The organism is Kitasatospora sp. NPDC058115, from assembly GCF_042884635.1.
Lineage (GTDB): Bacteria > Actinomycetota > Actinomycetes > Streptomycetales > Streptomycetaceae > Kitasatospora.
On sequence record NZ_JBHVTL010000005.1, the window covers coordinates 44,630 to 69,751 of the forward strand.

Sequence of the window (25,122 nt, forward strand, 5' to 3'; positions counted from 1 at the left end):
CCGTTCTCGTGGTACCGCTCGACCCTGCACCACCCGGCACGACCCAGCACCACCCGGTACCGCCCAGCACCACCCGGTACCGCCCAGCACCACCCGGTACCGCCCAGCACCACTCGGAACCACCCGCTCCACCCGCTCCACCGCGTCCGCGACGGCTCCCGCCACCGCGGCGGGGCGCCTCTCACCCCCGAGGAGAGGCCCCCCGCCACGGTGCAGTACCGCCGGACGCCGTCCGCGTCGAACGCCGTCCGCGTCGACGCCCATCGGGTGAACGCCCGCCGTCGCTCCGCCGTCCGGGTGAAAGCCGTCCGGGTGAACCGCCGGGCGCCCTCCCGCCGCACCCGCCCGCACGGCACGGCCGGTGGTAGGCATGGGCCGCATGCAGTGGTTCGCCGCCCCCGAGTACTGGCTCAGCAGACTGCTCGTGCAACGGCTGCTGGCCGCCCTCTACCTCACCGGCTTCCTCGCCGCGGCCCTCCAGTTCCGCGCCCTCCTCGGCAGCCGCGGCATGCTCCCCGTCCCCCGCTTCACCGCCCGGGTCCCGTTCCGCCACGCCCCCGGCCTCTTCCACCTCCACTACAGCGACCGCTTCTTCGCCGCCGTCGCCTGGAGCGGCGCCGCCCTCTCCGCCGCCCTCGTCGGCGGCCTCGGCGACGTAGTCCCGCTGTGGACGGCCATGCTCTGCTGGGCGGCGCTGTGGGCCCTCTACCTCTCGATCGTCAACGTCGGACAGACGTGGTACTCGTTCGGCTGGGAGTCGCTGCTGCTGGAGGCGGGCTTCCTGGCCGTCTTCCTCGGCAACGCCGACACCGCCCCGCCGGCCCCCGTGCTCTGGCTGCTGCGCTGGCTGGTCTTCCGGGTCGAGTTCGGCGCCGGGCTGATCAAACTGCGCGGCGACAGCTGCTGGCGCGACCTGACCTGTCTGCGCTACCACCACGAGACCCAGCCGATGCCCGGCCCGCTCAGCTGGTTCTTCCACCACCTGCCCGACCCGCTGCACCGCGTCGAGGCGGCCGCCAACCACCTCACCCAACTCCTCGTGCCGGTCGGCCTGCTGCTCCCGCAGCCGGTCGCCACCTACGCCGCCTGCGTCGTCGTCGCCACCCAGCTCTGGCTGGTCGCCTCCGGCAACTTCGCCTGGCTCAACTGGCTCACCATCGCCCTCGCCCTCGCCGCCGTCGACCCCGCCCGCCTCGGCCTGCCCGTCCACCCGCGCGCCTACGCCGCCACCCCCGTCTGGTTCGAGGCCCTGGCGCTCGCCCTCACCGCCGCCGTCCTCGTCCTCAGCTACTGGCCGGTGCGCAACATGGTCTCCCGCCGCCAGGTCATGAACCGCTCCTTCAACCGCCTCCACCTGGTCAACACCTACGGCGCGTTCGGCAGCGTCAACCGGACCCGCCAGGAGGTCGTCGTCGAGGGCACCGACGACGCGGTGGTCACCCGGCACAGCGTGTGGAAGGAGTACGGGTTCAAGGGCAAGCCCGGCGACGTGCGCCGCCTGCCGCGCCAGTACGCCCCGTACCACCTGCGGCTCGACTGGCTGATGTGGTTCGCCGGCATCTCGCCCGGCTACGCCCGGCCGTGGTTCCTGCCGTTCGCCGCCCGGCTGCTGGTCAACGACCCGGACACGCTGCGCCTGCTGCGCCACAACCCCTTCCCGGACGGCCCGCCGACCCACGTCCGGGCGACCCTGCACCTGTACCGGTTCACCGATTGGCGCGAACTGCGGCAAACCGGCGCCTGGTGGCACCGCACGGCGCTCTACGAATACCTCGCGCCGGTCGACCTCGCGACCCTGGCCCGCGCCGGCCACCGGCCGCCGCCCGCGCAATAGGCGTACGGCGGCCGCCGGTGTACGGCGACCGGCCCACGGGCGACCACCCGACCGGCCCTCCCGGGTGGCGTCCGGGCGGGCGGTACGGCACGCCACACCGGCCCGAGGGGCGGTGGGTGCGTGCATGGCTCGAACGGGCACCCGTATTCTTGGCCTCCGACCGGCAGCCCGACCGCGCGCCCCCCGGCCCTCACTCCGAGACCCACCGCGCACCCGGACCGCCACCCCCTCGCCGCCCGTCCACGCCCCCGCCGCAGCCGCCCAGAACCGGACCTCACATGACAGTGCTTCACTCCCGCAACGCCGACGCGGCCGACGCAGCCGGCTCCGCAGACGTCAAGGACACCACGGACACGGACACGGACACCAAGGCAGCCACGGAGACCGCCGACACCACGGACACCTCGGACACGACGGACACGACGGACACGACGATGGACACCACGCACACGACGGACGTCGCGGACACCGCGGCCGCGGCCGACACCGACCTCCGCGAGGACCTCGGCCGCTACGCCGAACTCGGCGCCTTCACGCTCACCACCGAGGCCCACCCCTGGTACGCGGCCCTCGACACCGTCGCCACCCCCGAGGACGCCCGCGCCGCGTCCACCGTCCTCGCCGAACTGCGCGGCCACGACCTCCAGCAGGTCTGGGAGGACGTCACCACGCTCGCCGCCGACGTCAAGCTCGACGCACCGGACACCGTCGGCAAGACCGCCGTACTGGTCGAGATGCTCCAGCTCGTCCGCCGCACCTCGGCCGTCCTCGCCCCCGCCGCGTACGACGCCGACCTCGAATCCCTGATCGCCGCCACCGCCGACCGCAACTGGCGGCGCGAGCGCGGCGTCAAGCTCTCCTGGCTGCGCGGCCGCTCCCTGCGCAAGCAGGCCGCCGCCCTCGCCGCCACCAGCACCGGCCGCCCCCGCGCGCAGGACCTCCACGAGGCCCTTGCCTCCGCCGAGGTCGAGCGCCGCGCCTGGACCGCCCTGGCGCCCTCCGGCACGCTGCCCACCGCGCCGTCCGACGCCGACCTGGCCCACCGTACGGCGCAGAGCTTCGAGGCCGTCAACACCGGAGTGCGCGAACTCGCCCGCCTGCTGCCCGGCCAGGACCTCGACGCGCTGTCCTTCCCGGACCTGATCGACCTGGTCGAGCGCCTCGCCGCCGACGAGGGCACCCTCTACCGCCTGCCCACCCTCCGCGGCCTGCGCACCACCCTGGAGGAGGCCGGCCTCGCCGAGCTCCTCACCGAACTCGCCGCCTCCCACGCCGACCGCCGCGCCGCCGAGGCCGCCTACACGGCTCGCCAGGCGCTGGCGGGCGGACAGCGCGACGGCCTGACGCCGGAGACGGCGGAGGAGCCGGAGGCGGTCGCCACCGGGACGCCGACCGAGGCGGAGGAGGAGCCCGGGGCGAAGGCCGAGACGAAGGCGGAGCCGGAGACGGCGGACGCGGAGACGGCGGCGGAGAACCCGGCCGAGGAGCAGCCGCTCACCGTCACCCTCCCCGCCCCCTCGCCGGCCGCCGACGACCTGGTCGGCATCACCACCGCCCCGCCGGCCCAGCCCTCCGCCCCGGACGCCGAGACCATCGACCCCGCCGACGCGGAGGCCGAGGAGACCCCCGAGCCGGCCGTCGCCGCCGTCGCCGTCACCACCGAGGACGACAGCGCGCCGGAGCCGGTGGCCGCCGCGGCCGAGGCGGAAGCGGAGGCGGAGCCCGCCGCGAAGGCCGAGGTCGAGCCCGAGGTCGAGCCGGTTGCCGAGGTTGCGGTCGAGGTTGTTGCGGAGTCGGTGGCGGAGGCGGTCGTCGAGACCGAGCCCGCTGCGAAGGCTGAGGCCGAGGTCGTTGAGGATGTTGTGCCCGAGGCGGTCACCGAGGCACCCGTCGAGGCCGAGCCGGTGACCGAGGTTGCCGTCGAGGATCTTGCGGAGCCCGTTGCGGAGGAGCGGGCCGAGCCGGTGGCCGCTGCTGCCGAGGTGGAGGCGGAGCCTGCCGCGAAGGGCGAGGTCGAGCCGGTTGCCGAGGTTGCGGTCGAGGTTGTTGCGGAGCCGGTGGCGGAGGCGGTCGTCGAGACCGAGCTCGCCGCGAAGGCCGAGGCCGAGGTCGTTGAGGGTGTTGTGCCCGAGGCGGTCACCGAGGCGCCGGTCGAGGTCGAGCCGGTTGCCGAGGGTGCCGTCGAGGATGTTGTGGAGGCCCCGGCCGAGGAGCCGGCCGAGCCGGTGGCCCTTGCCGCCGAGGTGGAGCCGGAGCCCGCTGCGAAGGCCGAGGCCGAGCCCGAGGCGTCGGTCGAGCCGGTTGCCGAGGTTGCGGTCGAGGTTGTTGCGGAGCCCGTCGCGGAGGCCCCGGCCGAGGATGACACCGCGCCGGAGCCGGTGGCGGAGGTCCCGGCCGCCAAGGCCGAGGTCGAGCCCGAGCCCGAGCCGGTGGCCGAGGCCGTCGTCGAGTCGTCGGCCGAGCCGGTCACCGAGGTTGCGGCCGAGGTCGTGGCGGAGCCCGTCGCGGAGGCCCCGGCCGAGACCGAGGTTGTCGAGGCCGTTGCGGCCGAGCCGGTCACCGAGGACGCCGTCGAGGTCGCTGCGGAGCCCGCCCCCGAGGTCCCGGCGGCAGCCGAGACCCCCGAGCCGGCCGTCGGGACCGCCCCCGGGGCCGGTGGGCGGCCGGAGAAGCCGGACTTCACGCCGGGGCGGCCGGTGACCGCGTACTCGGCGGAGGAACTGCTCGCGATCGTGCGCTGGGTCGACGGCGACGGGGTCGAGCGGAGTGACGAGGAGCTGCTGCGCGCGGCGATGAAGGAGCTCGGCTTCGCCCGCCTCGGGCCGCGCATCAAGGAGGCGCTCGGCGGCGCCGTCGCGGCCGCACGCGGCTGACACGCACGACGGAAGGCTCCGGGTGGCACGGTCGTTCACCGGCCGCGCCACCCGGGGCCTTCCCGCGTGTCCACCCACCGAAATCCGATTGCCGCACAACCGTGGGCCGTTGAGACTCGGCGAGGGTCGGCCGGTCGGACGGGCGATCCGACCGACCCCGACCGAGCGGAGCCCGCCCGTGCCCGACGTCCTGCGCCCCCGCGCCCTCGCCCCGGGCGACCTCGTCGCCGTCGCGGCGCCCGCCGGACCGCTGGAGGCCGACGCCGTCCCGCTGCTGGAGCGCGGCGTCGCCACGCTCACGGCCATGGGGTTCCGGGTGCGCCGCACACCGCTGACGGAGCCGGGGCGCCGCCGCTGGTGGGCGGCGGACGGGCCCGACGCGCAGGCCGAGGAGTTCAACCGGCTCTTGCGCGACCCCGAGGTCCGGGCGGTCGTCGCGCACACCGGCGGGCAGGCCACCGCCGGCTGGCTGGACCGGGTGGACGTCGACGCCGTGCGCGCCGACCCCAAGCCGGTGCTCGGGTGCAGCGACGTCTCGCTGCTCCTGCTCGCGCTGCACGCCCGCACCGGCCTCGCCGCGCTGCACGGCGACATGGCGACCTACGGCCTCGGCGGTTCGTGGCACGCCGCCCCCGGACCGACCGCCGCCACGCTCACCGGTCTCTACCGCCGCGCCCTCACCGACCCGGCGGCGCCGCTCGGACCGCTCCCGGAACTCCGCACGTCCGGCGACGGCCGGGAGTGCTGGCGGCCGGGACGGGCCTCCGGGCCGCTGCTCGGCGGCCTGCTCGGGCGGCTGGTCGCGCTCCAGGCGACGCCCTGCGCGCTGCCCGCCGAACGCTTCGACGGGGCGGTGCTGTTCTGGGAGGAGGTGGAGCGTCCGCTCTCCGCCGTCTGGCAGGACCTCCACCTGCTCCGGATGTCCGGCGTGTTCGACCGGATCGCCGCCATGGTCGTCGGTGTCCCGCACCTGGTCACCACGGCCGGCTGCGCGGACGACGCCCCGGCGCCGTCGCTGCGCGAGGTCGTGCTCGACGTGCTCGGCGACCGGCCGCTGCCGGTGCTCGGCCGGCTGGAGCTCGGGCACGCCGGCCCCAACCTGCCCCTGCCGCTCGGCGTCCGCGCCACCGTCGACGCCACCGCCCGCACCCTGAGCCTGGACGAGCCGGCCGTCGCCCCGCGCCGACCGAGCCACCGGGGGCTGTCCGGACTGCCCTGAAGGCGTGGCGGTCTGGGAGCATGGGGCGATGGATCACGATCGACAGACGATCTCCTCGGGCTCGCCGCTCGAACCTCGGATCGGATTCTCCCGGGCGGTCCGCAAGGGGGCGCACGTCGCGGTCGCCGGGACCGCTCCCCTCGGGGACGACGGGACGACCGTGGGGCCGGGCGACGTCCACGCCCAGACCGTCAGGTGTCTCGACATCGCGGAAGCCGCGCTGAAGGCGGCGGGCGCCTCGCTGGGGGACGTCGTGCGGACCCGCATCATGCTCACCGACGTGACCCGCTGGAGGGAAGCCGCGCGGGCGCACGGCGAGCGGTTCGCGTCCGTCCGCCCGGCCTGCACCTTCGTCGAGGTCTCACGCTTCATCGATCCCGAGTGGCTCGTCGAGGTGGAGCTCGACGCCATCCTCGACTGACTCCCGATCACGTCTGCCCCGATCACGTCTGCCCAGATCACGCCTGCCCCGACCCCGAACCGCCCCGCCCCACCCCGAGCTGCGCCGCCAGCACCGTCGGGGCCTCCACCAGCGACGGCCCGTACCAGGTGAGGTGGCGGCCGCTCACCAGGGCCGCCGGGACGCCGGGGAAGGCCTCGGGGCCGTCGTCGGCGGTGAAGCGGTAGGGCTCGTCCGGCAGGACGACCAACTCCGGCCGGGCGGCGAGCAGTTCGGGGAGCGGGACGGCAGGGTAGCGCTCCGGGCGGGCCGGGTCCTCGGCGTGCGGCAGGTGCAGGCCGAGGCGGCGCAGCAGGTCGCCGGCGAAGGTGTCGTGGCCGAGCACCATCCAGGGGCGGCGCCAGATCGGCACCACCGCCCGCCGGGCCGGACCGGGCAGCGGGCGGACCGCGGCCCAGGCGGCCTCGGCGGCGTCCAGCCAGGGCGGGCGGGGCAGGCCGCAGCCCGCGGTGAGCAGCCGGTCCAGCGAGCGGACCGCCTGGTCGAGGGCGCGGACGTCGGTGACCCAGACCGGCTGGCCGGCCGCCCGCAGGGCGTCCAGGTCGGGGCGGCGGTTCTCCTCGTCGTTGGCGATCACGAGGTCCGGGGCGAGCGCCACGATCCGGGCGACGTCCGGGTTCTTGGTGCCGCCGATCCGGGGCACGTCCAGGTCGGCGGGGTGGCTGCACCAGTCGGTGGCCCCGGCCAGCAGCCCGGGTGCGGTGGCGGCGACCGCCTCGGTGAGCGAGGGCACCAGCGACACCACCCGGCGCACCGGCCCCGGGCCGAGCGGCACCGCCGACCCGAGGTCGTCGACCGCCGGGGGACCGCCGGGCGCGTGGAGGGACGTCATCGCACCACCCTAACCACCCCGGCCGTCATCGCACCGTCACCCGACCGCTTCCCGGATGCCGCCCGTACGGGCAAACTCACGGGAACCGGCCGGGCACAGTGGCCGACTACTGGTCCGGGTTCACCGGACGGACCCGAGCACAACCATTGACCAGGAGAGTTTCTGATGCGCCCTCGCGTCTTCTGCGGTATCGCGGCCGCCGTCGCCCTGTTCACGACGGCCTGCTCCGGCGGTGGTGACGGGGCCGGGGACGCCGCGGGGGGCGGCGGGAGCACGCAGCAGGCGCGGGCCGGCGGCGCGTTCCCGGTCAAGGTGGCCGACTGCGCGGGCAAGGAGACCGGCGTCAAGCAGGCACCGCAGCGGATCGTCACCAGTGACGCGGCCGGGCTGGAGATGCTGCTCCAACTCGGCGTCGGCGACCGGGTCATCGGCACCGGGTTCCCGCCCGGGAAGGGCAGCCTGCCGGCCGCCGTGGCCGACCAGGGCGCCAAGGTGCCGGTGCTGGGCGACACGCTGATCCCGAAGGAGAAGCTGCTCGGCTCCGGCGCCGATCTGTACGTGGACACCTTCGGGCCGATGCCGGGGATGGGCGCGGCGGGCGCCGGGCCGAGCGAGGAGGAGCTGAAGGCGGTCGGCATCCAGCACGTGCTGCTGCTCTCCACGGCCTGTGCCACCGGCCCCAAGGCCGCCCAGGGCCCGCGCACCGACCTCGCCGCGGTGGAGGAGGACGTCCGCCGCCTCGGGGCGGTCACCGGGACGGCCGCCCGGGCCGAGGAGCTGGTCGGTGCGATGGAGAAGCAGATCACGGACGTCAAGAACGCCACCGCGGGCGTACCGGAGGCGCAGCGTCCCGGGTACTTCCTCTTCGACTTCGATGCCGGTACAAAGCAACCGATGGCCGTCTGCGGCAAGCAGGTCGCCAACGCCGTGATCACCCTGGCCGGGGCTCGCAACGTGTTCGCCGACTGCGACGCCGACTTCCGGCCCGTCTCCTGGGAGGACGTGGTGGCCAAGAACCCGGACTGGATCCAGCTCGCGGTGCGCAACCGCGGCAGCGAGGAGGCGACCCGCAAGGCGTTCGACGAGGCCGAGGCGTTCCTCAAGGGATTCCCGGCCACCCAGGGGCTGAAGGCCGTGCAGGAGGGGCACCTGCTGCGGATCGGTTCCGAGGCCACCACGATCGCCGGGACCCGCACCGCCGACACGGTGCGGCAGATCGCCGCGGCGGTCCACCCGACGCTCGTCAAGAACGGGCAGTAGCCGATGGCCGGGGCCACCACCGCCACCACCGGTGCCGCGGGCACCGCCGTGCGGCGCACACGCGTCCGGGCGCTGCGGGCCGGACCGCTCGCCGCCCTGCTCACCGCCGCCCTGGTCGTGGCCCTGACCGCCGCCGTGTCGCTCGGCGCGGTGGACATCCCGCCCGGCGAGGTGTGGGAGGTGGTCGGGCGCCGGATCACCGGGCAGCGGCCGGCGGCCGGCACCCGGGACCTCATCGTCTGGCAGCTGCGGGTGCCGCGCGCCCTGCTGGCGGCCGTCGTGGGGGCCGGACTCGGTGTGGTCGGCACCGCCGTGCAGGCGCTGGTCCGCAATCCGCTCGCCGACCCGTTCCTGCTCGGCATCTCCTCCGGGGCCTCGCTCGGCGCGGTCGGCGTGATCGTGCTCGGGGCCGGCCTCGGGCTGGAGCTGACCATCGGCGGGATCGCCGGGATCACCGTCTCGGTGGCGGCCTTCCTCGGCGCGCTGGCCGCGTTCTCGCTGGTGTGGCTGCTGGCCCGGCGCGGCGGCGGGTTCTCCCCGTTACGCCTGGTGCTGGCCGGCATCGGCATCGGCCAGTTCCTCACCGGCCTCACCAGCTACCTGGTGCTGCAGACCGGCGACGAGCAGCAGACCCGGGGCGTGCTGTTCTGGCTGATGGGCAGCCTGAGCGGGGCCACCTGGGGTCAACTCGCCGTCCCCGCGGTGGCCGTGGTCCTCGGCACGGTCCTGCTCCAGGGCCGCGCCCGGGGGCTGAACGCGATGCTGATGGGCGACGAGACGGCGGCCGGCCTCGGCGTGGACGTGGCCCGGCTGCGCCGCGAGATCTTCGCCGTCACCAGCGTGCTCACCGGTGTGCTGGTCGCCGTCTCCGGGGCGATCGGCTTCGTCGGACTGATGGTCCCGCACGTGTGCCGGATGCTGGTCGGCGGCGACCACCGCCGGCTGCTGCCGCTGTCCGCCCTCACCGGCGCGGTCCTGCTGGTGGTCGTCGACCTGCTCGCCCGCACCGCGCTGGACGGCCAGGAGGTGCCGATCGGCGTGGTGACCGCCCTGCTCGGCGCGCCCACCCTGCTCTACCTGCTGGACCGACGACTGGAGCGGAATTGAGAATCGCCGTCGAAGACGTGAGCGTCGCCCTGGCCGGGCGGACCGTGGTCGCCGGGGTCCACCTGGTGGCCAAGGAGGGCGAGATCGCCGGCCTGGTCGGTCCCAACGGCAGTGGCAAGTCCAGCCTGCTGCGCACCGTGTACCGGCATCTGCGGCCGAGCGCGGGGCGGGTGCTGCTGGCGGGGCGGGAGCTGTCCGGGCTGAGCCCCGCGCAGTCCGCCCGGCACATCGGGGCGCTGCCCCAGGAGCGCGGCGGGGACTTCGAGTTGACCGTCCGCGAGGTGGTCGCGATGGGCCGCACCCCGTACAAGCGGGCATTCGCCAAGGACGACGCCGAGGACCACCGGCTGGTCGCCGAGGCGCTGGAGCGGGTCGGCATGGCGCACGCGCCGGACCGCCGGTTCGCCCAGCTCTCCGGCGGCGAGCGCCAGCGGGTGCTGCTGGCGCGGGCGTTGGCCCAGCAGCCGGACGTCCTGGTGCTGGACGAGCCGACCAACCACCTGGACGTCCGGCACCAGGTGGAGCTGCTGGCGCTGCTGCGCGAGCAGCGGCGCACCACGCTGGTCGCGCTGCACGACCTGAACGCGGCCGCCTCGGTGTGCGACCGGCTGCACGTGCTGCACCGCGGCACGCTGGTCGCCTCGGGGGAGCCGCGCGAGGTGCTGACCGCGGAGCTGCTCGCCGAGGTGTTCGGGGTGCGGGCGGCGGTGGTCGACCACCCGTTGACGGGTGACCCGTTGATCGCGTTCGACCACCGCACGCCGGCCGGGGCGCCGGAACCGGTGAACACCCCCGGTCCCGGCGGCCCCGGGGCGGGGGACCGGGTGTTCACCGAACTCCCGGTCGCCGCCGCCCCGGTCCGTACCGAGTGTCAGGAGGTCTCGTAGTGGCTCGGGCGGCCGTTGCGCTCGACCAGCCGGCCGGTCTTCGCGGCCTCCTCGCTGCGCAGCAGCTCCCAGCCGCCGTCCTGGCGGTGCAGCACCGAGGAGTGCCACGGCGTCATCCACATGTCCGCGTGCTCCAGCAGCCGGATGCCGAACTTCAGCACGCCGACCTTCTGCGGGTGGATGGAGAGCCGGAACGAGCGGGGGTGCTGCTCGGCGATGAGGTCGCCCCAGGCACGGCTGCGCTGGATGACGCCGTAGGCGCGCTGGCGGCAGTCCTTCTGCAGGGCGGACTTGGTGCCGGTCCAGCCGAAGGTGTCCTCGGTGAGGAAGCGGGTGATGCCGCGATAGAGCTTGGCGGTCTCCTCGTCGGTCAGCACCTGCTCGCGCAGCTCCTCCTTGGTGGGCGCGTACTGGGCGTGCACCCGGGCGCGCTTCTCGTCGAAGGGCAGGTCGCCGAGGACGGCCCGCAGGTCGAAGGTGTCGAGGTGGGTCAGGCCCTCGCGCTCGATCAGCGCGGACAGCTCGTCGGAGTACTGGTCGATGTGGTCGTCGGGGACGTGGATGAGGTCGCCGAAGATGTGGCCGTCGGAGCAGATCAGGATCTTGGCGCCGGGCTCGTAGATCTTGCCGATCTGCTGGGCGAGGCCGTTGAGGAAGGTGAGCGAGAGCCGCTCGCCCTCGTCGGGCAGGTGGCCGAGCACCTTGGCGAGGTTGGGGGACTTGCAGGGGAACCCCGGCAGGGTGAACAGGATCGGGTCGCCGGCCGTGATGAAGTCCGCCAGCTGCTCCATCTGGAGCGGGAAGTCGGCGGGCACGGCGTCGACCTCGGGGTCGGAGGCGCGGCGGTGCGGGAGCAGCAGGTCGAGGATCTCGGCCGAGAGCCGGGTGACGGTCTGCTGGTCGGGCACGGTGTACCCGGTGGTGCTGTGCGCGGTGGTCACGTTGCTCTCGTGGCTGTCGGCCTGGGAGTTGCTGGAGTCGGTGGTGACGGTGCCGGCGCGCGGCATGGTGGTCCTCCATGGAACGTCGAACGGGCTTCGGGCAGGCGGAGCCACGCCCCGGCGGTGTTCGCCGGGACGCTGTGGTGGGTGCAGGGAGAGGCGTGGTCGGCCCTTCGGAGGTGCTCAGACCCGCCGGTCGTAGGCGACCGGGAGCCGGTTCACCCCGCGGGCCAGGACGGCGGGCACCCAGGCGAGCGCGTCGATGCGCTCGTCGTCGGCGACCGAGGGCCGCAGCCCGGGCAGCCGGGTGAGCAGGGTGCCGATGGCGATCTGGAGTTCGGCCCGGGCCAGGGCGGCGCCGGGGCAGAAGTGGATGCCGTGGCCGAAGGCCAGGTGGGCGTTGGGGGAGCGGTCGAAGTCCAGGACGTCGGTGTCCGTGAACTGCTCCTCGTCCCGGTTGGCGGCGCCGAGCGAGACGATCACCGAGTCGCCGGCCGGGACGGTGGTGCCGTGAAGGTCGCTGTCGGTGGCGAAGAAGCGCCAGGTGGTCAGCTCGAACGCGCCGTCGTAGCGGAGCAGTTCCTCGATCGCCCGGGTGAGCAGGCCCGGCTCGGCGCCGGGGTTCTCGGGGTCGAGGGAGGCGCGCAGCCGGTCGAGCTGCTCCGGGTGGCGCAGCAGGGTGATCAGCATGGTGGTGATCTGGTTGGTGACCGGCTCCTGGCCGGCGACCAGCAGCTGGAACACCATCGAGTCGAGCTCCTCGGGGCTCAACTCGCCGGCGTCGCAGGCCGCGACGAGCCGGCCGAGCAGGTCCACGCCCGGCCCGGCGGGGTCGTGGGTGGCGCGCTTGTGGGCGACCACGTCGGCGATGTAGGTCTGCAGGCCGCGCAGCCGGCCCTCGTACGCCGGTCGGCCCGGGTCCTGCGGGCCGACCGGTTGCACCACCTTGCCCCAGTCGCGGTCGAACTTGACCGCCAGCTCCTGCGGGAGGCCGATCACCTCGGCCAGCACCCGGAAGGGGTAGTGGGCCGCGAATCCGGCGACCAGGTCGCTGCCGCCGGCCGGGGCGGTCGGCGGAAGCTCGTCGACCAGGGCGTCGGCGAGCTCCTGGATGCGCGGGCGCAGGGCCTCCACCCGGCGCGGTGAGAAGGCCTCCAGGACGAGCTTGCGCATCGTGGTGTGCTTCGGCGGGTCCTGGTGCAGCAGGTGGACCTGGAGCTGGGAGTGCTGCGGCTCGGGCATGATCGAGGCGAGCCGGCGCCACTCGTCGTTGCCGAGTTCGTGGTTCTTGCCGAGCCGGGGGTCGTTGAGCGCCTCGTGGGCGGCCTTGTAGCCGGTGACCAGCCAGGCGCCGACGCCGCTCGGGAAGGTCACCCGGTGGACGGGGCCCGCCGCCCGCATCCGCCGGTACAGGGGGTAGGGGTCGCTCTTGTACTCCGGGCCGAACAGCGGCACGGGGTCGGGGAGTTCGTCGTAGCCGAACGGGCAGCGGGGCCCGTCGGGGGCCTCGCCGGCCGCGGTCGGCTCGTGGACGGTGTCGGTCATTGCGGATGTTCCTCCGGTGTGGATCTGTGGTGTGCAGGCCCGGTCGTGACGCTGCGTCAGGCCGGGCTGCCGATCGTCCGGTCGTTCTCTTCGTTCGCCGGCGTGCTCCCGGCGGTGCCGGTGGTGCCGGTGGTGCGGTCGGTGGGCTTGGCGCCCCGGTCGGTGCGGTGGTGCAGGGTCAGCAGGGCCACGGCGAGGGCGGCGGCGGCCGCGGCGAGGGCGAGGCCGGCCCGGACGCCGGCGATGTCGGTGGTGCCGTACAGGGTGGCGGCGGTGGCCAGCGCGGGGCCGAGCGCGAAGCCGAGGCTGCGCGACAGCTGGACGGCCGAGCCCGCGGTGGCGAGCTGGTCCGGCGGGGCCGAGGTCATCACCAGGGCCTGGACCGGGCCGCCGTTGAGGCCCATGCCGACGCCGGCCACCGCGAGCCGCCAGGCGATGTCGGGCGAGGACCAGTCGGTGTCCACCGGGATCAGCAGCAGCATGCCGAGGGCGGTCACGGCGGCGCCGGTGAGCGCGGTCGGACGGGCGCCCCAGCGGTCCGCGAGCCGTCCGCCGAAGCGGCCGGCCACCACCATGCCGAGCGGGAACGCCAGCATGGTGAGGGCGGTGGCGGTCGCGCTCTCGCCGTCCTCCCGGCGCAGGTACTGGGCGAGCAGGAAGTGGTTGGCCGCGAAGCCGGCGGCGAGCGCCAGCACCGAGCCGTTCACGGCGGCGGTGCCGGAGGTGCGCAGCACGGTGGCGACCGGGCGCCCGCCGGGGCGGCGCAGCCAGAACAGCAGCAGCGGCACGGAGGGCAGCGCGAGCAGCAGCCACAGCGGGGCGTCGGGGGCGAGGGTGAGGCCGAGCAGCACGGCGGCGATCGCCGAGCCGATCAGCGCGGCGTCGCCGAGCGACCCGCGGTCGGGCAGCCGCAGCCGCCCGCCGCCGCGCGGGGCGTCGCGGTGGGCGATCAGCCAGGCGGCCAGGCAGATCGGCAGCTTGACCAGGAAGATCGCCCGCCAGCCGACGTGGTCCAGCAGCAGGCCGCCGATCACCGGGCCGAGCACCGCGCCGAGCGGGCCCAGGGTGGCGGGCACGCTCATCGCCCGTCCGCGCAGCTCCGGGCGGACGGCGGTGGCGGCGAGCACCGGCATCAGGACGAACAGCACGGCGCCGAACGCGCCCTGGGCGAGGCGGGCGGCGATCAGCCAGCTCGCCCAGGGCGCCGCCGCGGCCAGCGCGCTGCAGAGCGCGAAGCAGCCGACGGACAGCAGTAGGGCGGCGCGCAGGCCGACCTGGTCCAGCCACCGCCCGGCGGGCAGCAGCAGGGCGACCAGGGGGAGCTGGTAGCCGAGCACGGCCCACTGGGCGGTGGTGGGGGAGACGTCGAGGGCGTTCGCGATGTCCGTGAGCGCGAGGTTGACGACGTTCATGTCGAGCATCGCGACGAAGGAGATCAGGCCCGCGGCGAAGACCAGACTCCACCGGTCCACCACCCCGGCCGAGTCGTCACCCGGTGTGCCGGTCGCGGGCGACTGCTGCGTTGCCATGGGTCATCCTCCGTTCCCCCGTGCTGTCCGGACGCCACCTCGGCGGCGGCGTCCGGTACAGCAGTCGGAGGCACCCGGGCCCCGGTTCCGAACAGGTGGGGGATTTTTACGGCTTGGCCGGATCATGACGACGGTGGCCGATCTTGCCCGCCCGTCCGGAGCGCCCGTCGCGGGCCCCGGGCGGGCGGGGCCGCCGGGGTGACGACCGCCCGGCGGGTCTCAGCCGACGGCCGCCAGTTCGGCCGCCGAGGCCGCTGCCGGCTCCCCGGCCTCGGCCGCCCGCAGCCGGGCTATCAGCTCCTCGCGGGCCCGGGCCACCCGGGAGCGGACGGTGCCGACCGGGCAGCCGGCCACCTCGGCGGCCTCGGCGTAGCTCAGCCCGACGACCTGGGTGAGCACGAAGGCCTCGCGCCGCTGGGCGGGCACCCGGTCCAGCAGGTCGCCGAGCGCCACACCGTCCTCGAAGCCCGCGGCGGGCGCGGTGCCCTGCCGCTCGGCGGCCTCCTGCCAGTCCGGCAGTGCGGCGCAGCGCGGCCGGGCGGCGGCGGTGCGGTAGCGGTCGATGACGGTCCGCCGGGCGATGGACAGCAGCCAGGTGCGGGCGGAGGAGCGTCCGGCGAACCCGGGCAGGCTGCGCAGGGCCCGCAGGAAGGTCTCCTGGGCGAGGTCGTCGGCGGACTGCACGTCGGTGAGGTGGGCGACGAACCGCCAGACGTCCCGCTGGGTGGCCCGGACGAAGGCCTCGACGTCGGCGGACCGGCCCTCGCGGGCGGCCAGCGCGAGCGCGGTCAGCTGGTCGTCATCCACGACGGCCCCCCACCCGGTCGGTCCCAGCTCGGAGAAGGTGCGGGACGATGGTCATATGAGATGCGCGCAACTCCGTACCGCTCTGTCCGCCCGCCTCGACGGCGAACCGGCCGGTGTGCCGGACCGCCGGCTGGACAAGCACGTCGCGCGGTGCGCGGCCTGCCGGGAGTGGCTGGAGCGGGCGGAGCGACTGCGCGCCCCGCTGCTCGCGGACGGGGCCGACGAGCCGTCGGCGGAGTGGACGGCCGGGCTCCTCGCGCGCATCGGGGGCCTCGGCGGGGAGGACGCCGGCGTGGTCGAGGACGGTGGAGCCGAGGAGGGCCGCCCCGGGCAGGGGGGCGGCGGGCGGACGCGGTAGGACGGTGGCGCCGGGCGAGGCCGGTGCGCCGTCGAAGTCAGGCATGAAGAGGTCCTGAGAGGAAGACGGGGTGCGGTGCCGCTGCGGGCGGCACCGGCGGCGTCGGTGGGCGGCCGCGCGGCTCCCGGCCCCGGCCGGCAGGGCGGCGGGGACGGTCGGCACGCGCGGGCCCGGGCCCCGGCGGCAGCGGCCTCCGTCGGCACCGGCGGCTGTCCCGCTCCCGGCGCACCGGCCGCCCGTGGCGGCCCCGGCCTTCCCGGCGCACGGCACGGGAGGGCGGGGGAGCACGGTCGGCCGGCGCTCGTCCGGGGCGGGCGGCGGTACCCGGCGGCGCGGCTGCGGCGCGGGGCGACCTGCCCACCGCGCGGCGGACACCGGCGGTGTCCGCGGACGGCGGCGGGCGCGTCAGCGGGCGAACGCGGCCGCGGGAGGTCCACGGCGGGCCAGGGCGTGCGCGAGCAGCACCGACCGCGGCAGCCGGGCCCGGTGGCCGACGGGTCTGGGCGCGTCGGGCGGCCGGAAGCCGGTCGAACGGGCGAACAGCACGAGCAGCGGCGTCAGCAGCGCCCCCGCCAGCACCGAACCCAGTGCGCCGAGCAGGTCGAACAGCCGCACCAGCGCGGTCTCACCGCGCCACAGCAGCAGCGCGCAGGCCAGTGCGGCGATCACGTGCGCGGTGATCATGCCGGTGGACATGCCGTGCGCGGCCATGTCGTGGCCGCCCATGCCGTTCGACCCGCCGGCTCCGGTCATGCCGGTCATCCCGCTCATCCCGTGCCCGGCCATCCCGGACGCGGCCGCGGAGCCGGAGCCCGGCACCGGCGTGCCCGCGGCGGCCGTGAGGTCGGCGGCGGGCGCCGCCCCGTGGGTGTGGGCGACGGCGGCGGCGCCGGTCGGCGGGACGTCCGGGTCCAGCCCGGCCATCAGCGCCAGGTCGTCCGAGGACAGCCCGGTGGGCGTCGCGTCCGGATTGCACAGCAGCAGCGAGGCCCAGTCCGTCGCCGGGGCGCCGGCGAGGCCACCGCCCCCGAACAGCGAGCCCGCCTGTTCGAACGTCAGGTGCAGCCCGGTCTGCGCGGCCACCATCCAGCAGCTGATCACCGTGAGCCCCCGGCGCCGGCCGGCCAGCAGCCAGGTGAGACCGAGGGTGAGACCGAACGCGCCCGCCAGGACCGGGGCCGAGACCCCGGAACCGGCCATGGTGACGTGCGCCGTGGCGGCCAGCGCCACGCAGAGCGCGGCGAAGACCACGGCGCGCAGCGAGCGGATCCGGTCGGTCATCACGATGACACTCATCGTCGCACCCGCCTCCGCCGACCTGTACCGCACCCTCCGGTATTGGCCGGTTCCGCCCCTGTCGGGGCATGTCCGGGCACCTGGGGGCCGCTCCGTCCGGGCAAGCCGTTCGGGCACCCGCCCCGCCCCGGGGCCGGTGGGGGCGCTGGTGGGAGCGGTGACGGCGCGGTGGCCGGATCCCGACGGTGCGCGAGCGACCACGGTGCGCAGCGTGCCGGACTGGTCCCGGAAGAGATGTTCTTCATGCCGTCATATCGGTTTGACACCTCCGTGCAGATACGTACTGAATGTGACGCCCCGAATGTGACGGCGCACACGCAGGACGGGTGCCGACGACGACAGGCGACAGGCGACAGGCGACAGGAGACGGACCCGGCATGGACACCACCGCACCCGAGGCCGGCACCGCACCCGGGGCCGCCGTGCCCCCGGCACCCGGAGCCGCGGACGTCGATCTCGCCGACCCCGCGTTCTGGGGGCTGCCCGACCGGGACCGCGCCGCCGCCTTCGCCGTGCTGCGCCGCCTGCCCGCCCCGGCCCGCTTCGGCGACGCCCCGGGCTTCCACGCCCTCGTCCGGCACGCCGACGTCGTCGAGGCCAGCCGCAATCCCGCCGTCTTCCTCAGCGGACCCGGCGTCACCACCCCCGAACCGGCCCGCTGGGTGCGCCTGCTGTTCGGCGACTCGATGGTGAACCTGGACGACCCCCGGCACGCCCAGCTGCGCCGCATCGTCTCCCGCGCCTTCACCCCGCGTCTGATCTCCCGGGTGGAGGACGACATCCGCCTGGTCGCCGCCGAACTGGTCGACCGCGTCGAGCGCGAGCGCCCGGCGGACTTCGTCAAGGCGGTCGCCGCCGAACTCCCCTTCCGGGTGATCTGCAACATGATGGGCATCCCCGAGGAGCCCCGTCGCGCCGTCCTCGACCAGATCGACCACGCCTCCGAGCACACCGGCGTCCGGCGCCCGCTGCTCCGGCGGATCCGGATCCCCGGCCGCGGACTGCGGGCCCTGGCCCGGATGCAGGGCATGGTCGCCGAGCTCGGCCGCGAACGCCGCCGCCGGCCCACCGACGACCTGATCTCCGCCCTGGTCACCGCCGACGTCGACGGCCGCCGCCTCACCGGCCGCGAACTCGGCGCCTTCTTCTCCCTGCTGCTCGTCGCCGGCGTCGAGACCACCCGCAACGCCCTCGCGCACGGCCTGCACCTGCTCACCACCCACCCCGACCAGCGCGCCCTGCTCCTCGGCGACCTCGACGGGCGGCTCGGGGGCGCGGTCGACGAGATCGTCCGCCACGCCACGCCGATCATCCAGTTCCGCCGCACCCTGGCCGTCGACCACCGGCTCGGCGGCCCCGACGGGCCGCTGCTGCGGGCGGGGGAGAAGGTGGTGCTCTACTACGGCTCCGCCAACCGCGACGAGACCGTCTTCACCGACCCCGAGGCCTTCGACATCACCCGCAGCCCCAACCCCCACCTCGGCTTCGGCGGTGGCGGGCCGCACTACTGCCTCGGCGCGCACCTCGCCCGGCAGGAGATGAAGGTGCTCTACCGGGAGCTGTTCACCCGGCTCCCCGAGGTCCGCTCGCTCGGCGAACCGGAGTTCGTCCCGTCCAGCTTCGACCACCGGATCCGCTCGCTCCGGTTCGCCTTCTGACCCCCGCCCCGGCCCCTCACCCCTCCGCGGCCGGCTCCCAGACGGCGTGGTCGTGCGCGAACAGCACCCGGCGCGGCCCGAACCGCGCCAGCCGGTCCAGCCAGGCCGGGTAGCCGGGCAGCGGCGCGCCGACCACCCCCTCCCGGGCCGCCCGCCGCGCCAGCGCGGCCGCACCGAACGCGGACGCCGTGTCGAACGCCTGGCCGGCCAGCACCGTGCAGCCGTCCGGACCGGTCACCACCAGCGACTGGTGGCCCGCGGTGTGACCGGGCGTCGGCACCACCCGCACACCCGGCCACACCTCCGCCTCCCCGTCCAGCTCCCGGTGGCGCACGCCCGGCGGGTCCACCAGCGCGTCGATCGTGTAGCCGCCCGCCCGGGCCTGGGCCAGCTCCACCGCCTGCGTCCACACCGGCACCCCGGCCAGCAGCGGGTTGCCGCCGCAGTGGTCGAAGTGCAGATGGCAGTTGACGACCGCGGCCACGTCCCCCGGTGCCGCACCCGCCGCCGCCAGCGCCGCCGTCAGCGGCCGCCGCACCGGGCGGTAGTGCGCGTCCGCCTCCGGATCGCCCTCGCCGAGACCGGTGTCGAACAGCAGCAGCCCCTCCGGCCGGCGCACCAGGTACGCCAGCACCGGCTCCACCCGGGGCTCCGGATTGTCCGCCTCCCCCGCAGGGCGGACGAAGTAGCCGAGGTCGAGCCGCCGGATCGCGGACGCCGGGCCGGGGCGGGACCCGTTCATGCTGCTCCTCCTGAGGGGCGCGGTGGCGGACGTCACTGCGTCTACCCACCACACGGAGCACAATGCCGACATGACCGACCGTCCGCTCCCCGCACCGTCCGGCCCCGACGACCCGCTCCCGCCGCAGGCCGACCTCCCCACCGCCGACGCCTGGCGCGCCCTCGGCGGGCCGGCCGCGCTGCTGGAGCGGGTCTCCTTCCACGGCCCCGACGCCGTGCTGCCCTCCCGGCTGCCCGTCCGGCGCCTCGCCCGGGCCACCGTCGCCGCCTGCTCGCTGGCCGCCGCCGAACTCGCCGCGCTGCGCTGCGGCGGCGCCGTGCCCCGGGTGCGGATCGACCAGGGCGCCGTCGCCACGGCCTTCGTCAGCGAGCGCCACCTGCGGATCGACGGCCGCGCCCCGGTCTCCTTCGCGCCGCTCTCCGGCTTCTGGCCGGCCGCCGACGGCTGGCTGCGCACCCACGCCAACTACCCCCACCACCGCGACCGGCTGCTCACCGCCCTCGGCCTGCCCGGTGACACCGGGCCCGAACGGCTCGCCGCCGTGCTGCGCGAGCTCCCGGCCGCAGCCGTCCAGGAGCGCGCGTACGCGGCGGGGGCGCTCGCCGTCGCGGTCGCGCCGGTCCGGGACACCGTGCTGCCGCTGGTCGACGTCCGCGCCGTCGACGAGACCGCGCCCCGCCCGCTCGCCGCCGCCCCCGGCCCGGCCTCCGCCTCCGTCGGGCAGCCCGCCGCCGGGATCCGCGTCCTCGACCTCACCCGGGTGATCGCCGGCCCGGTCGCCACCCGCACCCTCGCCCTGCTCGGCGCCGAGGTGCTGCGCCTCGACCCGCCGCGCCTGCCCGAGGCCGACGACGCCCACGCCGACACCGGCTTCGGCAAGCGCTCCGCCCGGCTCGACCTCGCCGACGGCGCCGGGCGGGCCGCCTTCGAGGAGCTGCTCGCCACCGCCGACGTCGTGGTCACCGGCTACCGCCCCGGCGCGCTCGACGCGTACGGGCTGGCCGCCGGGGCCCTGCTCGCCCGTCGGCCGGGCCTGGTCGTCGCCGAGCTGAACGCCTGGGGCTGGACCGGCCCGTGGGCCGGGCGGCGCGGCTTCGACAGCCTGGTCCAGGCCGGTTGCGGCATCGCCGCGACCGAGGCCGGCGCCGACGGCCGCCCCGGCGCCCTGCCCGCCCAGGCCCTCGACCACGGCACCGGCTACCTGGTCGCGGCCGGTGTGCTGCGCGCCCTCACCGAGCAGCGCACCGGCCGCCCCGGCGGGCGCCACCTGCGCTATTCCCTGGCCGGCACGGCCTCCTGGCTGCTGCACGGCATCGCGCCCACCGCCGACCCGCACCAGCCGCCCAACGAGGAGCGCCACGACCCGGCCCGGTGGCTCACCGAGACGGACGCGCCGTACGGCCGGCTCCGGTACGCGCTGCCGCCCGTCGGGTACGACGGCGCCCCGGCGGACTGGACCCGCCCGCCGGGGCGCTGGGGCACGGACGCGCCGCGCTGGGCCTGAGGGCGGCCGGCCGGTTCAGACGCCGGAGGGGATCTGCTCGGCGGTGCGGTGCACCTGGAACGCCGTCACGATCTCGATCAGCCCCAGGATCACCAGCCAGCAGCCGGCCAGCACGGTCAGCGCGGTGATCGAACCGGCCGGCCAGACCATCAGCAGCACCCCGGCCAGGGTGTTCGCCGCGCCCGCGAACGCCTGCCAGCCGCGGGCCGGCATGGCCTCGTCCGAGAGGGCGGCGGCGATCTGCGTGATGCCGCGGAACAGCCAGCCGATGCCGATCCAGATCGCGAGCAGCAGCACCGACTGCGCCGCGCTGCGGAAGCAGAGCAGGCCGAGCAGCACACAGATCGCGCCGCTGATGAACGCCAGCACCCGCATCGCGGTGGCGGCGTGCGTGCCGAACGCGGCGACCAGCTGCACGATGCCGATGACCAGCAGGTAGAGGCCGAACAGCACGCCGACCACCAGCAGCGTCTCCTCCGGCCACACGAACACGACGATCCCGAGGCCCAGCGAGACGAGTCCGGCGACCAGCAGGACCTGCCAGGCGGCCTTGGCGAGCAGCCCGAGCGGGCCCCGGACCGGGGAGCCGTCGGGGGTGATGATCGGGGAGACCACAGGGCGTCCTCCAGGGGAGCGGACGCCCCGGCGTGTGCGCGGGCGCCCTCGGCGTGCGGGTTTCGGGCGCTCCTCACAATCGCTCCACGCGCCCGCGTCCGCGCGTCGGATGCACCCGTTCGGGCGACCCGGCGGGTTTCCCCCGGGATTCCCCCGGGATTCCCGGAACGCCATCTGGGCCTCATGTGCCATCGATAGGATCCGGCGATATGACTTCTGAAGGGTGGGGGACCCCTCCGGTCGAGCCGATCAGCCAGCACTACATCGTCTGCGGCGGCAATGCGCTCGCCCACCGCCTGGCCCACGAACTCGTCGAGCACTACGACGTCCCGGTCGTCGTCCTCGTCCCGGACCGCGCCCGCGACCACGCGCCCCGGATCGAACAGCTGGAGGGCGTCGCCGCCGTCGTCGAGTACAGCAGCGTCACCGAGGAGGCCCTGCGCGCCGTCCGGGTGGAGACCGCCCGCGGCATCGCCTTCGTCGACGGCAACGACCAGGAGAACATCCACGCCGCGCTGTCCGCGCAGGGACACAACCCCGCCATCCGCATCGTCCTGCGGATGTTCAACCAGCGGCTCGGCGCCAACATCGAACGCCTGCTCAGGAACGGCACCGCGCTGTCCGGCTCCGCCACCGCCGCCCCCGCCTTCGCCGACGCCGCCCTCTCCCGCCCCAACTCCGTCCAGGTCGGCGACCGCTTCCTGCACATCGCCTACGACGACGACATCCAGTCCGACCGGCTCTGCATCGTCGCCGACCGGATCGACCGCCAGGACCTCGGCCGGATCCGGCTGCTGCCCGAGCAGGAGGGCGACTCCGCCTCCTTCGTCCGGCTGGCCAGCGAGTTCGGCGACGACGGGCCGATCCGCTCCGCCGCCGAGGCCCGCCGTGCCGCCGAGGCGTCCTCCGGCGCGTCGTCCGACCCGGCCGGGCCCGGCGGCGGCATCGCCGCGCTGCAGACCCTGCGCAGCGAGCCCGCCGTACGGATCGCCTGGTGGCGGCGGCTGCGCTGGCGGCTGCTCGACACCCTGCGCTTCTTCACCAGCGCCCGGCTCCGGGTGGTGCTGATCACCGCGCTGGCCGCGGTGCTGCTCGCCTTCGCCCTGCTCTGGCACCTGAACGGCAACTTCGCCTGGACGCTCTACACCTCGCTGCTCGACCTCGCCGGCGCCGCCCAGCCGGACCAGCCCGGCGAGGCCGGCGGAACCGGGGGCACCTGGCAGCGGGTCGCCCAGGTCGTGATCACCTTCTGCGGCATCACCTTCGCCCCGGTCGCCACCGCCATCATGGTCGAGGTGCTCGCCTCCGGCCGCCGCGGCCAGCACCGCAACCCGGGCGCCGGCACCCGCGACCACGTCGTCGTGGTCGGCCTCGGCAACGTCGGCACCCGGGTGGTCAGCCGGCTGCACGGCCTCGGCGTGCCGGTGGTCGGCCTGGAGAGCGACCCCCAGGCGCGCGGCATCTCCGCCGTGCGCGCGCTCGGCGTCCCGGTGGTCGTCGACGACGGACCGCTCGCCGAACAGCTGCGCCGGGCCCGGCTCAAGCACAGCCGCGCGGTGGTCGCGGTCAGCGGCGACGACGCCACCAACCTGGAGGCGGCCCTGGAGGCGCGCGCCGGACGCCCCGACGTCCGGGTGGTGCTGCGGCTCTTCGACGACAGCTTCGCGAGCCATGTGTACGCCACGCTGGACAACGTGGCCTCGCGGTCCACCTCCTACCTCTCCGCCCCGGCCTTCGCCGCCGCGCTGATGGGCCGTGAGGTGCTCGGCACGCTCTCGGTGTTCCGGCACGTGCTGCTGATCGCCGAACTACCGGCCGAGCTCGGCAGCGGCCTGATCGGCCTCAACCGCCACGACCTGGAGGACGGCGGCGGCGTGCGGGTCCTCGCCGTCCGGCTGGCCCGCAGCCCCCGGATCTACCAGTGGCGGTACGCCGACCGCAGCCGCGTCCTGGAGCCCGGCGACAGCGTCGTGGTCGCCGCCACCCGCAGCGGCCTGGCCCGGCTCAACACGGCGCTGGTGGCGGGCAACTGAGCGTCCGTGGGGGCCGGTGAAGCCATCACGTCGCATTCCGGTTGTGAAGGGACGGAAACGGTCGTCATCCGTCTTTCTTGGGGCCGTCGGCGTGCGTGAGGATCCTGTGCTCCGACGCCGCCCGGCCGGGGGGTCGGGCGTATCCGAACCCGCGGAGAGGCGGAGCACGTGGCACTGGTACTGCGGCGAGGAACGGCGGCGACCGTGACGGCCGCGGTGCTGGGCAGCCTGGGCGCGGTCGTCCCGGCCGCGACCGGACGAAGCCTCGCCGACACCGGGACCACCGCGTTCACCACGGCGACGATCAGCGCCGCCCTGCTGATCCTCGGCGGCCTCGCCGTCGCCCTCGGCCGCCGCCGTCGCCGGCACGGCTGAGCCGGTAGGGCCGCACGGGTGGGGTGGTCGTGGCATCCAGCCTCGACCGCCCCACCAGCGTTACCCTGCCTCCTGGAGCCGTCCGCGGAGCGGAAGGGGTGCAGGCGGTGCCTCTTGAGGGCGAGTACGACCCGAGTCCGGCGCAGTGGATCCGCGAGCAGGTCGAGCTGTACGAGAGCTCGGGCGGCACACGGGGCACGACGCTCTGGGACACCGGTCTGCCGGTCGTCATCGTCACGATGCGCGGCGCGAGGAGCGGCCGGATCCGCAAGATCCCGTTGATGCGCGTGGAGCACGGGGGACGGTACGCGGCGGTGGCCTCGAAGGGCGGCTTCCCGAGCCACCCGGACTGGTACTTCAACCTCAGGGCCAATCCCGAGGTGGATCTCCAGGACGGCCCGGAGGTCCGGAGCATGACGGCCCGGGAGCTCACCGGCGACGAGCGGGACCGGTGGTGGGAGCGCGCGGTCGCCGCGTACCCGACCTACGCCGAGTACCAGGAGAAGACCGACCGCGTGATCCCGGTCTTCGTCCTCGAACCGACCGGCACCTGAGCGACGGCCCCCGCCCGGCGGCCCCACCTCAGCTCGCCGGCCCGATCCCCTCGGGCAGGGCGGCCACCACCAGGGCGACGGCCTCCTCCGCGGTCCCGGTGCGGGCCACCACGTCGCCCCCCTTCCCCACCGAGTACGGCCCGTCGTGGTCCACGGCGATCACATAGCCGACGTTCGCCGTCCAGGGCCGCTCGATCCTGGTGGAGAACCAGAGGTCGAAGTGGCTGTTGACCGGCATCAGCCGGCGGAGCACCGGCTGGGCGTACGCGGCCGCCAGCAGGGCGTGGGCCCGCGGGTGCCGGTCGTAGGGCGGCATGTGGACGCGGTCGAGCTTGATCCGCCACGTCAACTCCACGCCCACGAAGGGCTCCCGCTCATGGTCGAGGGCCCAGGGCCGGAACCGGACGAACGGGGCGCGCGCCCTGGTCCGCTCCAGGCCATCTCCGCCCAGCCACGCCGTCGTCGCCCCGACCACCTCGGCCAGGTCCGAGGTCCGCCCGTAGGCCAGGCGCGTGCGGCGGTCCTGCAGACTCACCTCGAAGGTCCGCCGCCTCCCGGCGGGCGGATCCACCTGCACCCGCCGCCCGCTCCCCGCGTCGACGTACGTCGCGCGCTCACCCGGCAGCTCCTCCGCCCCGGGCAACACGAGCCCGAGCCCCTCCGCCGTCCGGCTCAACGCCGCCCGAAGAGCCC

At 75.5% G+C, this 25,122-nt stretch carries 22 protein-coding genes; 13 read left to right on the plus strand and 9 right to left on the minus strand.

The genetic code is table 11. The features are described 5' to 3' along the window. Positions 1-379 precede the first annotated feature (379 nt). The 4 genes from ACFVVL_RS06685 to ACFVVL_RS06700 all read left to right on the plus strand — a co-directional run bounded on the left by ACFVVL_RS06685 (position 380) and on the right by ACFVVL_RS06700 (position 6,347). Positions 380-1,834: a lipase maturation factor family protein gene (locus ACFVVL_RS06685; protein WP_387672202.1), complete on the plus strand. Its 1,455-nt coding sequence runs from the start codon at positions 380-382 to the stop codon at positions 1,832-1,834. 278 nt (positions 1,835-2,112) lie between these two features. Continuing rightward, positions 2,113-4,707, plus strand: a complete 2,595-nt coding sequence (locus ACFVVL_RS06690) for a hypothetical protein (RefSeq protein ID WP_387671770.1) — start codon at positions 2,113-2,115, stop codon at positions 4,705-4,707. Positions 4,708-4,885: 178 nt separating this feature from the next. After that, on the plus strand, positions 4,886-5,926 hold the full coding sequence (locus ACFVVL_RS06695) for an LD-carboxypeptidase (RefSeq protein ID WP_387671772.1): 1,041 nt from the start codon (positions 4,886-4,888) through the stop codon (positions 5,924-5,926). A gap of 28 nt (positions 5,927-5,954) precedes the next feature. Beyond that, positions 5,955-6,347, plus strand: a complete 393-nt coding sequence (locus tag ACFVVL_RS06700) for a RidA family protein (protein WP_380289589.1) — start codon at positions 5,955-5,957, stop codon at positions 6,345-6,347. 37 nt (positions 6,348-6,384) lie between these two features. Here ACFVVL_RS06700 and ACFVVL_RS06705 read toward each other — a convergent pair whose 3' ends face one another. After that, on the minus strand, positions 6,385-7,218 hold the full coding sequence (locus ACFVVL_RS06705) for a helical backbone metal receptor (RefSeq protein WP_387671774.1): 834 nt from the start codon (positions 7,216-7,218) through the stop codon (positions 6,385-6,387). Positions 7,219-7,383: 165 nt separating this feature from the next. Between ACFVVL_RS06705 and ACFVVL_RS06710 the strand changes: the two genes are divergently transcribed. Genes ACFVVL_RS06710 through ACFVVL_RS06720 form a run of 3 tightly spaced genes read left to right on the plus strand, consistent with a single transcriptional unit; the run spans position 7,384 to position 10,472 of the window. Next, entirely contained in the window at positions 7,384-8,478 is a 1,095-nt protein-coding gene (locus ACFVVL_RS06710; protein WP_387671776.1) for an ABC transporter substrate-binding protein, read from the plus strand. 3 nt (positions 8,479-8,481) lie between these two features. Continuing rightward, on the plus strand, positions 8,482-9,585 hold the full coding sequence (locus tag ACFVVL_RS06715; protein ID WP_387671778.1) for a FecCD family ABC transporter permease: 1,104 nt from the start codon (positions 8,482-8,484) through the stop codon (positions 9,583-9,585). Continuing rightward, positions 9,582-10,472, plus strand: a complete 891-nt coding sequence (locus ACFVVL_RS06720) for an ABC transporter ATP-binding protein (protein ID WP_380289596.1) — start codon at positions 9,582-9,584, stop codon at positions 10,470-10,472. Before ACFVVL_RS06715 ends, ACFVVL_RS06720 begins: the two co-directional genes overlap by 4 nt. Here the strand turns inward: ACFVVL_RS06720 and ACFVVL_RS06725 are convergent. The 4 genes from ACFVVL_RS06725 to ACFVVL_RS06740 form a co-directional block, all read right to left on the minus strand. Continuing rightward, positions 10,457-11,479: an L-tyrosine/L-tryptophan isonitrile synthase family protein gene (locus ACFVVL_RS06725; RefSeq protein WP_380289598.1), complete on the minus strand. Its 1,023-nt coding sequence runs from the start codon at positions 11,477-11,479 to the stop codon at positions 10,457-10,459. The genes ACFVVL_RS06720 and ACFVVL_RS06725 overlap by 16 nt on opposite strands. A 117-nt stretch (positions 11,480-11,596) precedes the next feature. After that, positions 11,597-12,958 (minus strand): cytochrome P450, encoded by a 1,362-nt coding sequence (locus tag ACFVVL_RS06730; protein WP_387671781.1) that lies wholly within the window; start codon positions 12,956-12,958, stop codon positions 11,597-11,599. Between the two features lie 56 nt (positions 12,959-13,014). Further along, a complete protein-coding gene (locus ACFVVL_RS06735) occupies positions 13,015-14,487 on the minus strand; it encodes an MFS transporter (RefSeq protein WP_380289602.1) in 1,473 nt (490 codons plus the stop codon). Between the two features lie 219 nt (positions 14,488-14,706). After that, a complete protein-coding gene (locus ACFVVL_RS06740; protein WP_380289604.1) occupies positions 14,707-15,294 on the minus strand; it encodes a sigma-70 family RNA polymerase sigma factor in 588 nt (195 codons plus the stop codon). 55 nt (positions 15,295-15,349) lie between these two features. Here ACFVVL_RS06740 and ACFVVL_RS06745 point away from each other — a divergent pair, with 55 nt between their 5' ends. Beyond that, positions 15,350-15,652: a zf-HC2 domain-containing protein gene (locus tag ACFVVL_RS06745; RefSeq protein WP_387671784.1), complete on the plus strand. Its 303-nt coding sequence runs from the start codon at positions 15,350-15,352 to the stop codon at positions 15,650-15,652. A 405-nt stretch (positions 15,653-16,057) separates the two neighbouring features. Here the strand turns inward: ACFVVL_RS06745 and ACFVVL_RS06750 are convergent, their stop codons facing one another. After that, positions 16,058-16,948, minus strand: coding sequence for a hypothetical protein (locus ACFVVL_RS06750; protein ID WP_387671786.1), 891 nt, complete (start codon positions 16,946-16,948; stop codon positions 16,058-16,060). Positions 16,949-17,325: 377 nt separating this feature from the next. On the opposite strand from ACFVVL_RS06750, the gene ACFVVL_RS06755 reads away from it, so the two are divergent. Further along, complete coding sequence (locus ACFVVL_RS06755) at positions 17,326-18,606, plus strand: cytochrome P450 (protein WP_387671788.1); 1,281 nt, start codon at positions 17,326-17,328, stop codon at positions 18,604-18,606. 16 nt (positions 18,607-18,622) lie between these two features. On the opposite strand, the gene ACFVVL_RS06760 is transcribed toward ACFVVL_RS06755, so the two are convergent. Continuing rightward, positions 18,623-19,348: an MBL fold metallo-hydrolase gene (locus ACFVVL_RS06760; RefSeq protein WP_387671790.1), complete on the minus strand. Its 726-nt coding sequence runs from the start codon at positions 19,346-19,348 to the stop codon at positions 18,623-18,625. Positions 19,349-19,418: 70 nt separating this feature from the next. On the opposite strand from ACFVVL_RS06760, the gene ACFVVL_RS06765 reads away from it, so the two are divergent. Next, positions 19,419-20,852, plus strand: a complete 1,434-nt coding sequence (locus ACFVVL_RS06765) for a CoA transferase (RefSeq protein ID WP_387671792.1) — start codon at positions 19,419-19,421, stop codon at positions 20,850-20,852. A gap of 15 nt (positions 20,853-20,867) precedes the next feature. Here the strand turns inward: ACFVVL_RS06765 and ACFVVL_RS06770 are convergent, their stop codons facing one another. Continuing rightward, entirely contained in the window at positions 20,868-21,467 is a 600-nt protein-coding gene (locus tag ACFVVL_RS06770; RefSeq protein WP_380289616.1) for an HdeD family acid-resistance protein, read from the minus strand. A gap of 209 nt (positions 21,468-21,676) precedes the next feature. Between ACFVVL_RS06770 and ACFVVL_RS06775 the strand changes: the two genes are divergently transcribed. From ACFVVL_RS06775 to ACFVVL_RS06785, 3 genes are all read left to right on the plus strand, one after another. Then, the gene (locus tag ACFVVL_RS06775; RefSeq protein WP_380289618.1) at positions 21,677-23,500 is read left to right on the plus strand and encodes an NAD-binding protein; all 1,824 of its coding nucleotides are present in this window, start codon (positions 21,677-21,679) and stop codon (positions 23,498-23,500) included. Between the two features lie 168 nt (positions 23,501-23,668). Next, a complete protein-coding gene (locus ACFVVL_RS06780) occupies positions 23,669-23,875 on the plus strand; it encodes an LPXTG cell wall anchor domain-containing protein (RefSeq protein ID WP_387671794.1) in 207 nt (68 codons plus the stop codon). 107 nt (positions 23,876-23,982) lie between these two features. After that, the gene (locus ACFVVL_RS06785) at positions 23,983-24,429 is read left to right on the plus strand and encodes a nitroreductase family deazaflavin-dependent oxidoreductase (RefSeq protein WP_380289622.1); all 447 of its coding nucleotides are present in this window, start codon (positions 23,983-23,985) and stop codon (positions 24,427-24,429) included. Positions 24,430-24,457: 28 nt separating this feature from the next. Here ACFVVL_RS06785 and ACFVVL_RS06790 read toward each other — a convergent pair whose 3' ends face one another. Beyond that, a complete protein-coding gene (locus ACFVVL_RS06790; protein ID WP_387671796.1) occupies positions 24,458-24,964 on the minus strand; it encodes a DUF6193 family natural product biosynthesis protein in 507 nt (168 codons plus the stop codon). Positions 24,965-25,122: the final 158 nt, after the last annotated feature.

What these genes read in the sequence shown, in the direction of transcription:
- ACFVVL_RS06705 (WP_387671774.1), bottom strand. Translation starts at nt 7,218, where the DNA reads ATGACGTCCCTCCACGCGCCCGGCGGTCCCCCGGCGGTCGACGACCTC.
- ACFVVL_RS06725 (WP_380289598.1), bottom strand. Translation starts at nt 11,479, where the DNA reads ATGCCGCGCGCCGGCACCGTCACCACCGACTCCAGCAACTCCCAGGCC.
- ACFVVL_RS06750 (WP_387671786.1), bottom strand. Translation starts at nt 16,948, where the DNA reads ATGAGTGTCATCGTGATGACCGACCGGATCCGCTCGCTGCGCGCCGTG.
- ACFVVL_RS06735 (WP_380289602.1), bottom strand. Translation starts at nt 14,487, where the DNA reads ATGGCAACGCAGCAGTCGCCCGCGACCGGCACACCGGGTGACGACTCG.
- ACFVVL_RS06730 (WP_387671781.1), bottom strand. Translation starts at nt 12,958, where the DNA reads ATGACCGACACCGTCCACGAGCCGACCGCGGCCGGCGAGGCCCCCGAC.
- ACFVVL_RS06715 (WP_387671778.1), top strand. Translation starts at nt 8,482, where the DNA reads ATGGCCGGGGCCACCACCGCCACCACCGGTGCCGCGGGCACCGCCGTG.
- ACFVVL_RS06690 (WP_387671770.1), top strand. Translation starts at nt 2,113, where the DNA reads ATGACAGTGCTTCACTCCCGCAACGCCGACGCGGCCGACGCAGCCGGC.
- ACFVVL_RS06755 (WP_387671788.1), top strand. Translation starts at nt 17,326, where the DNA reads ATGGACACCACCGCACCCGAGGCCGGCACCGCACCCGGGGCCGCCGTG.
- ACFVVL_RS06765 (WP_387671792.1), top strand. Translation starts at nt 19,419, where the DNA reads ATGACCGACCGTCCGCTCCCCGCACCGTCCGGCCCCGACGACCCGCTC.
- ACFVVL_RS06760 (WP_387671790.1), bottom strand. Translation starts at nt 19,348, where the DNA reads ATGAACGGGTCCCGCCCCGGCCCGGCGTCCGCGATCCGGCGGCTCGAC.
- ACFVVL_RS06745 (WP_387671784.1), top strand. Translation starts at nt 15,350, where the DNA reads ATGAGATGCGCGCAACTCCGTACCGCTCTGTCCGCCCGCCTCGACGGC.
- ACFVVL_RS06685 (WP_387672202.1), top strand. Translation starts at nt 380, where the DNA reads ATGCAGTGGTTCGCCGCCCCCGAGTACTGGCTCAGCAGACTGCTCGTG.
- ACFVVL_RS06775 (WP_380289618.1), top strand. Translation starts at nt 21,677, where the DNA reads ATGACTTCTGAAGGGTGGGGGACCCCTCCGGTCGAGCCGATCAGCCAG.
- ACFVVL_RS06710 (WP_387671776.1), top strand. Translation starts at nt 7,384, where the DNA reads ATGCGCCCTCGCGTCTTCTGCGGTATCGCGGCCGCCGTCGCCCTGTTC.
- ACFVVL_RS06700 (WP_380289589.1), top strand. Translation starts at nt 5,955, where the DNA reads ATGGATCACGATCGACAGACGATCTCCTCGGGCTCGCCGCTCGAACCT.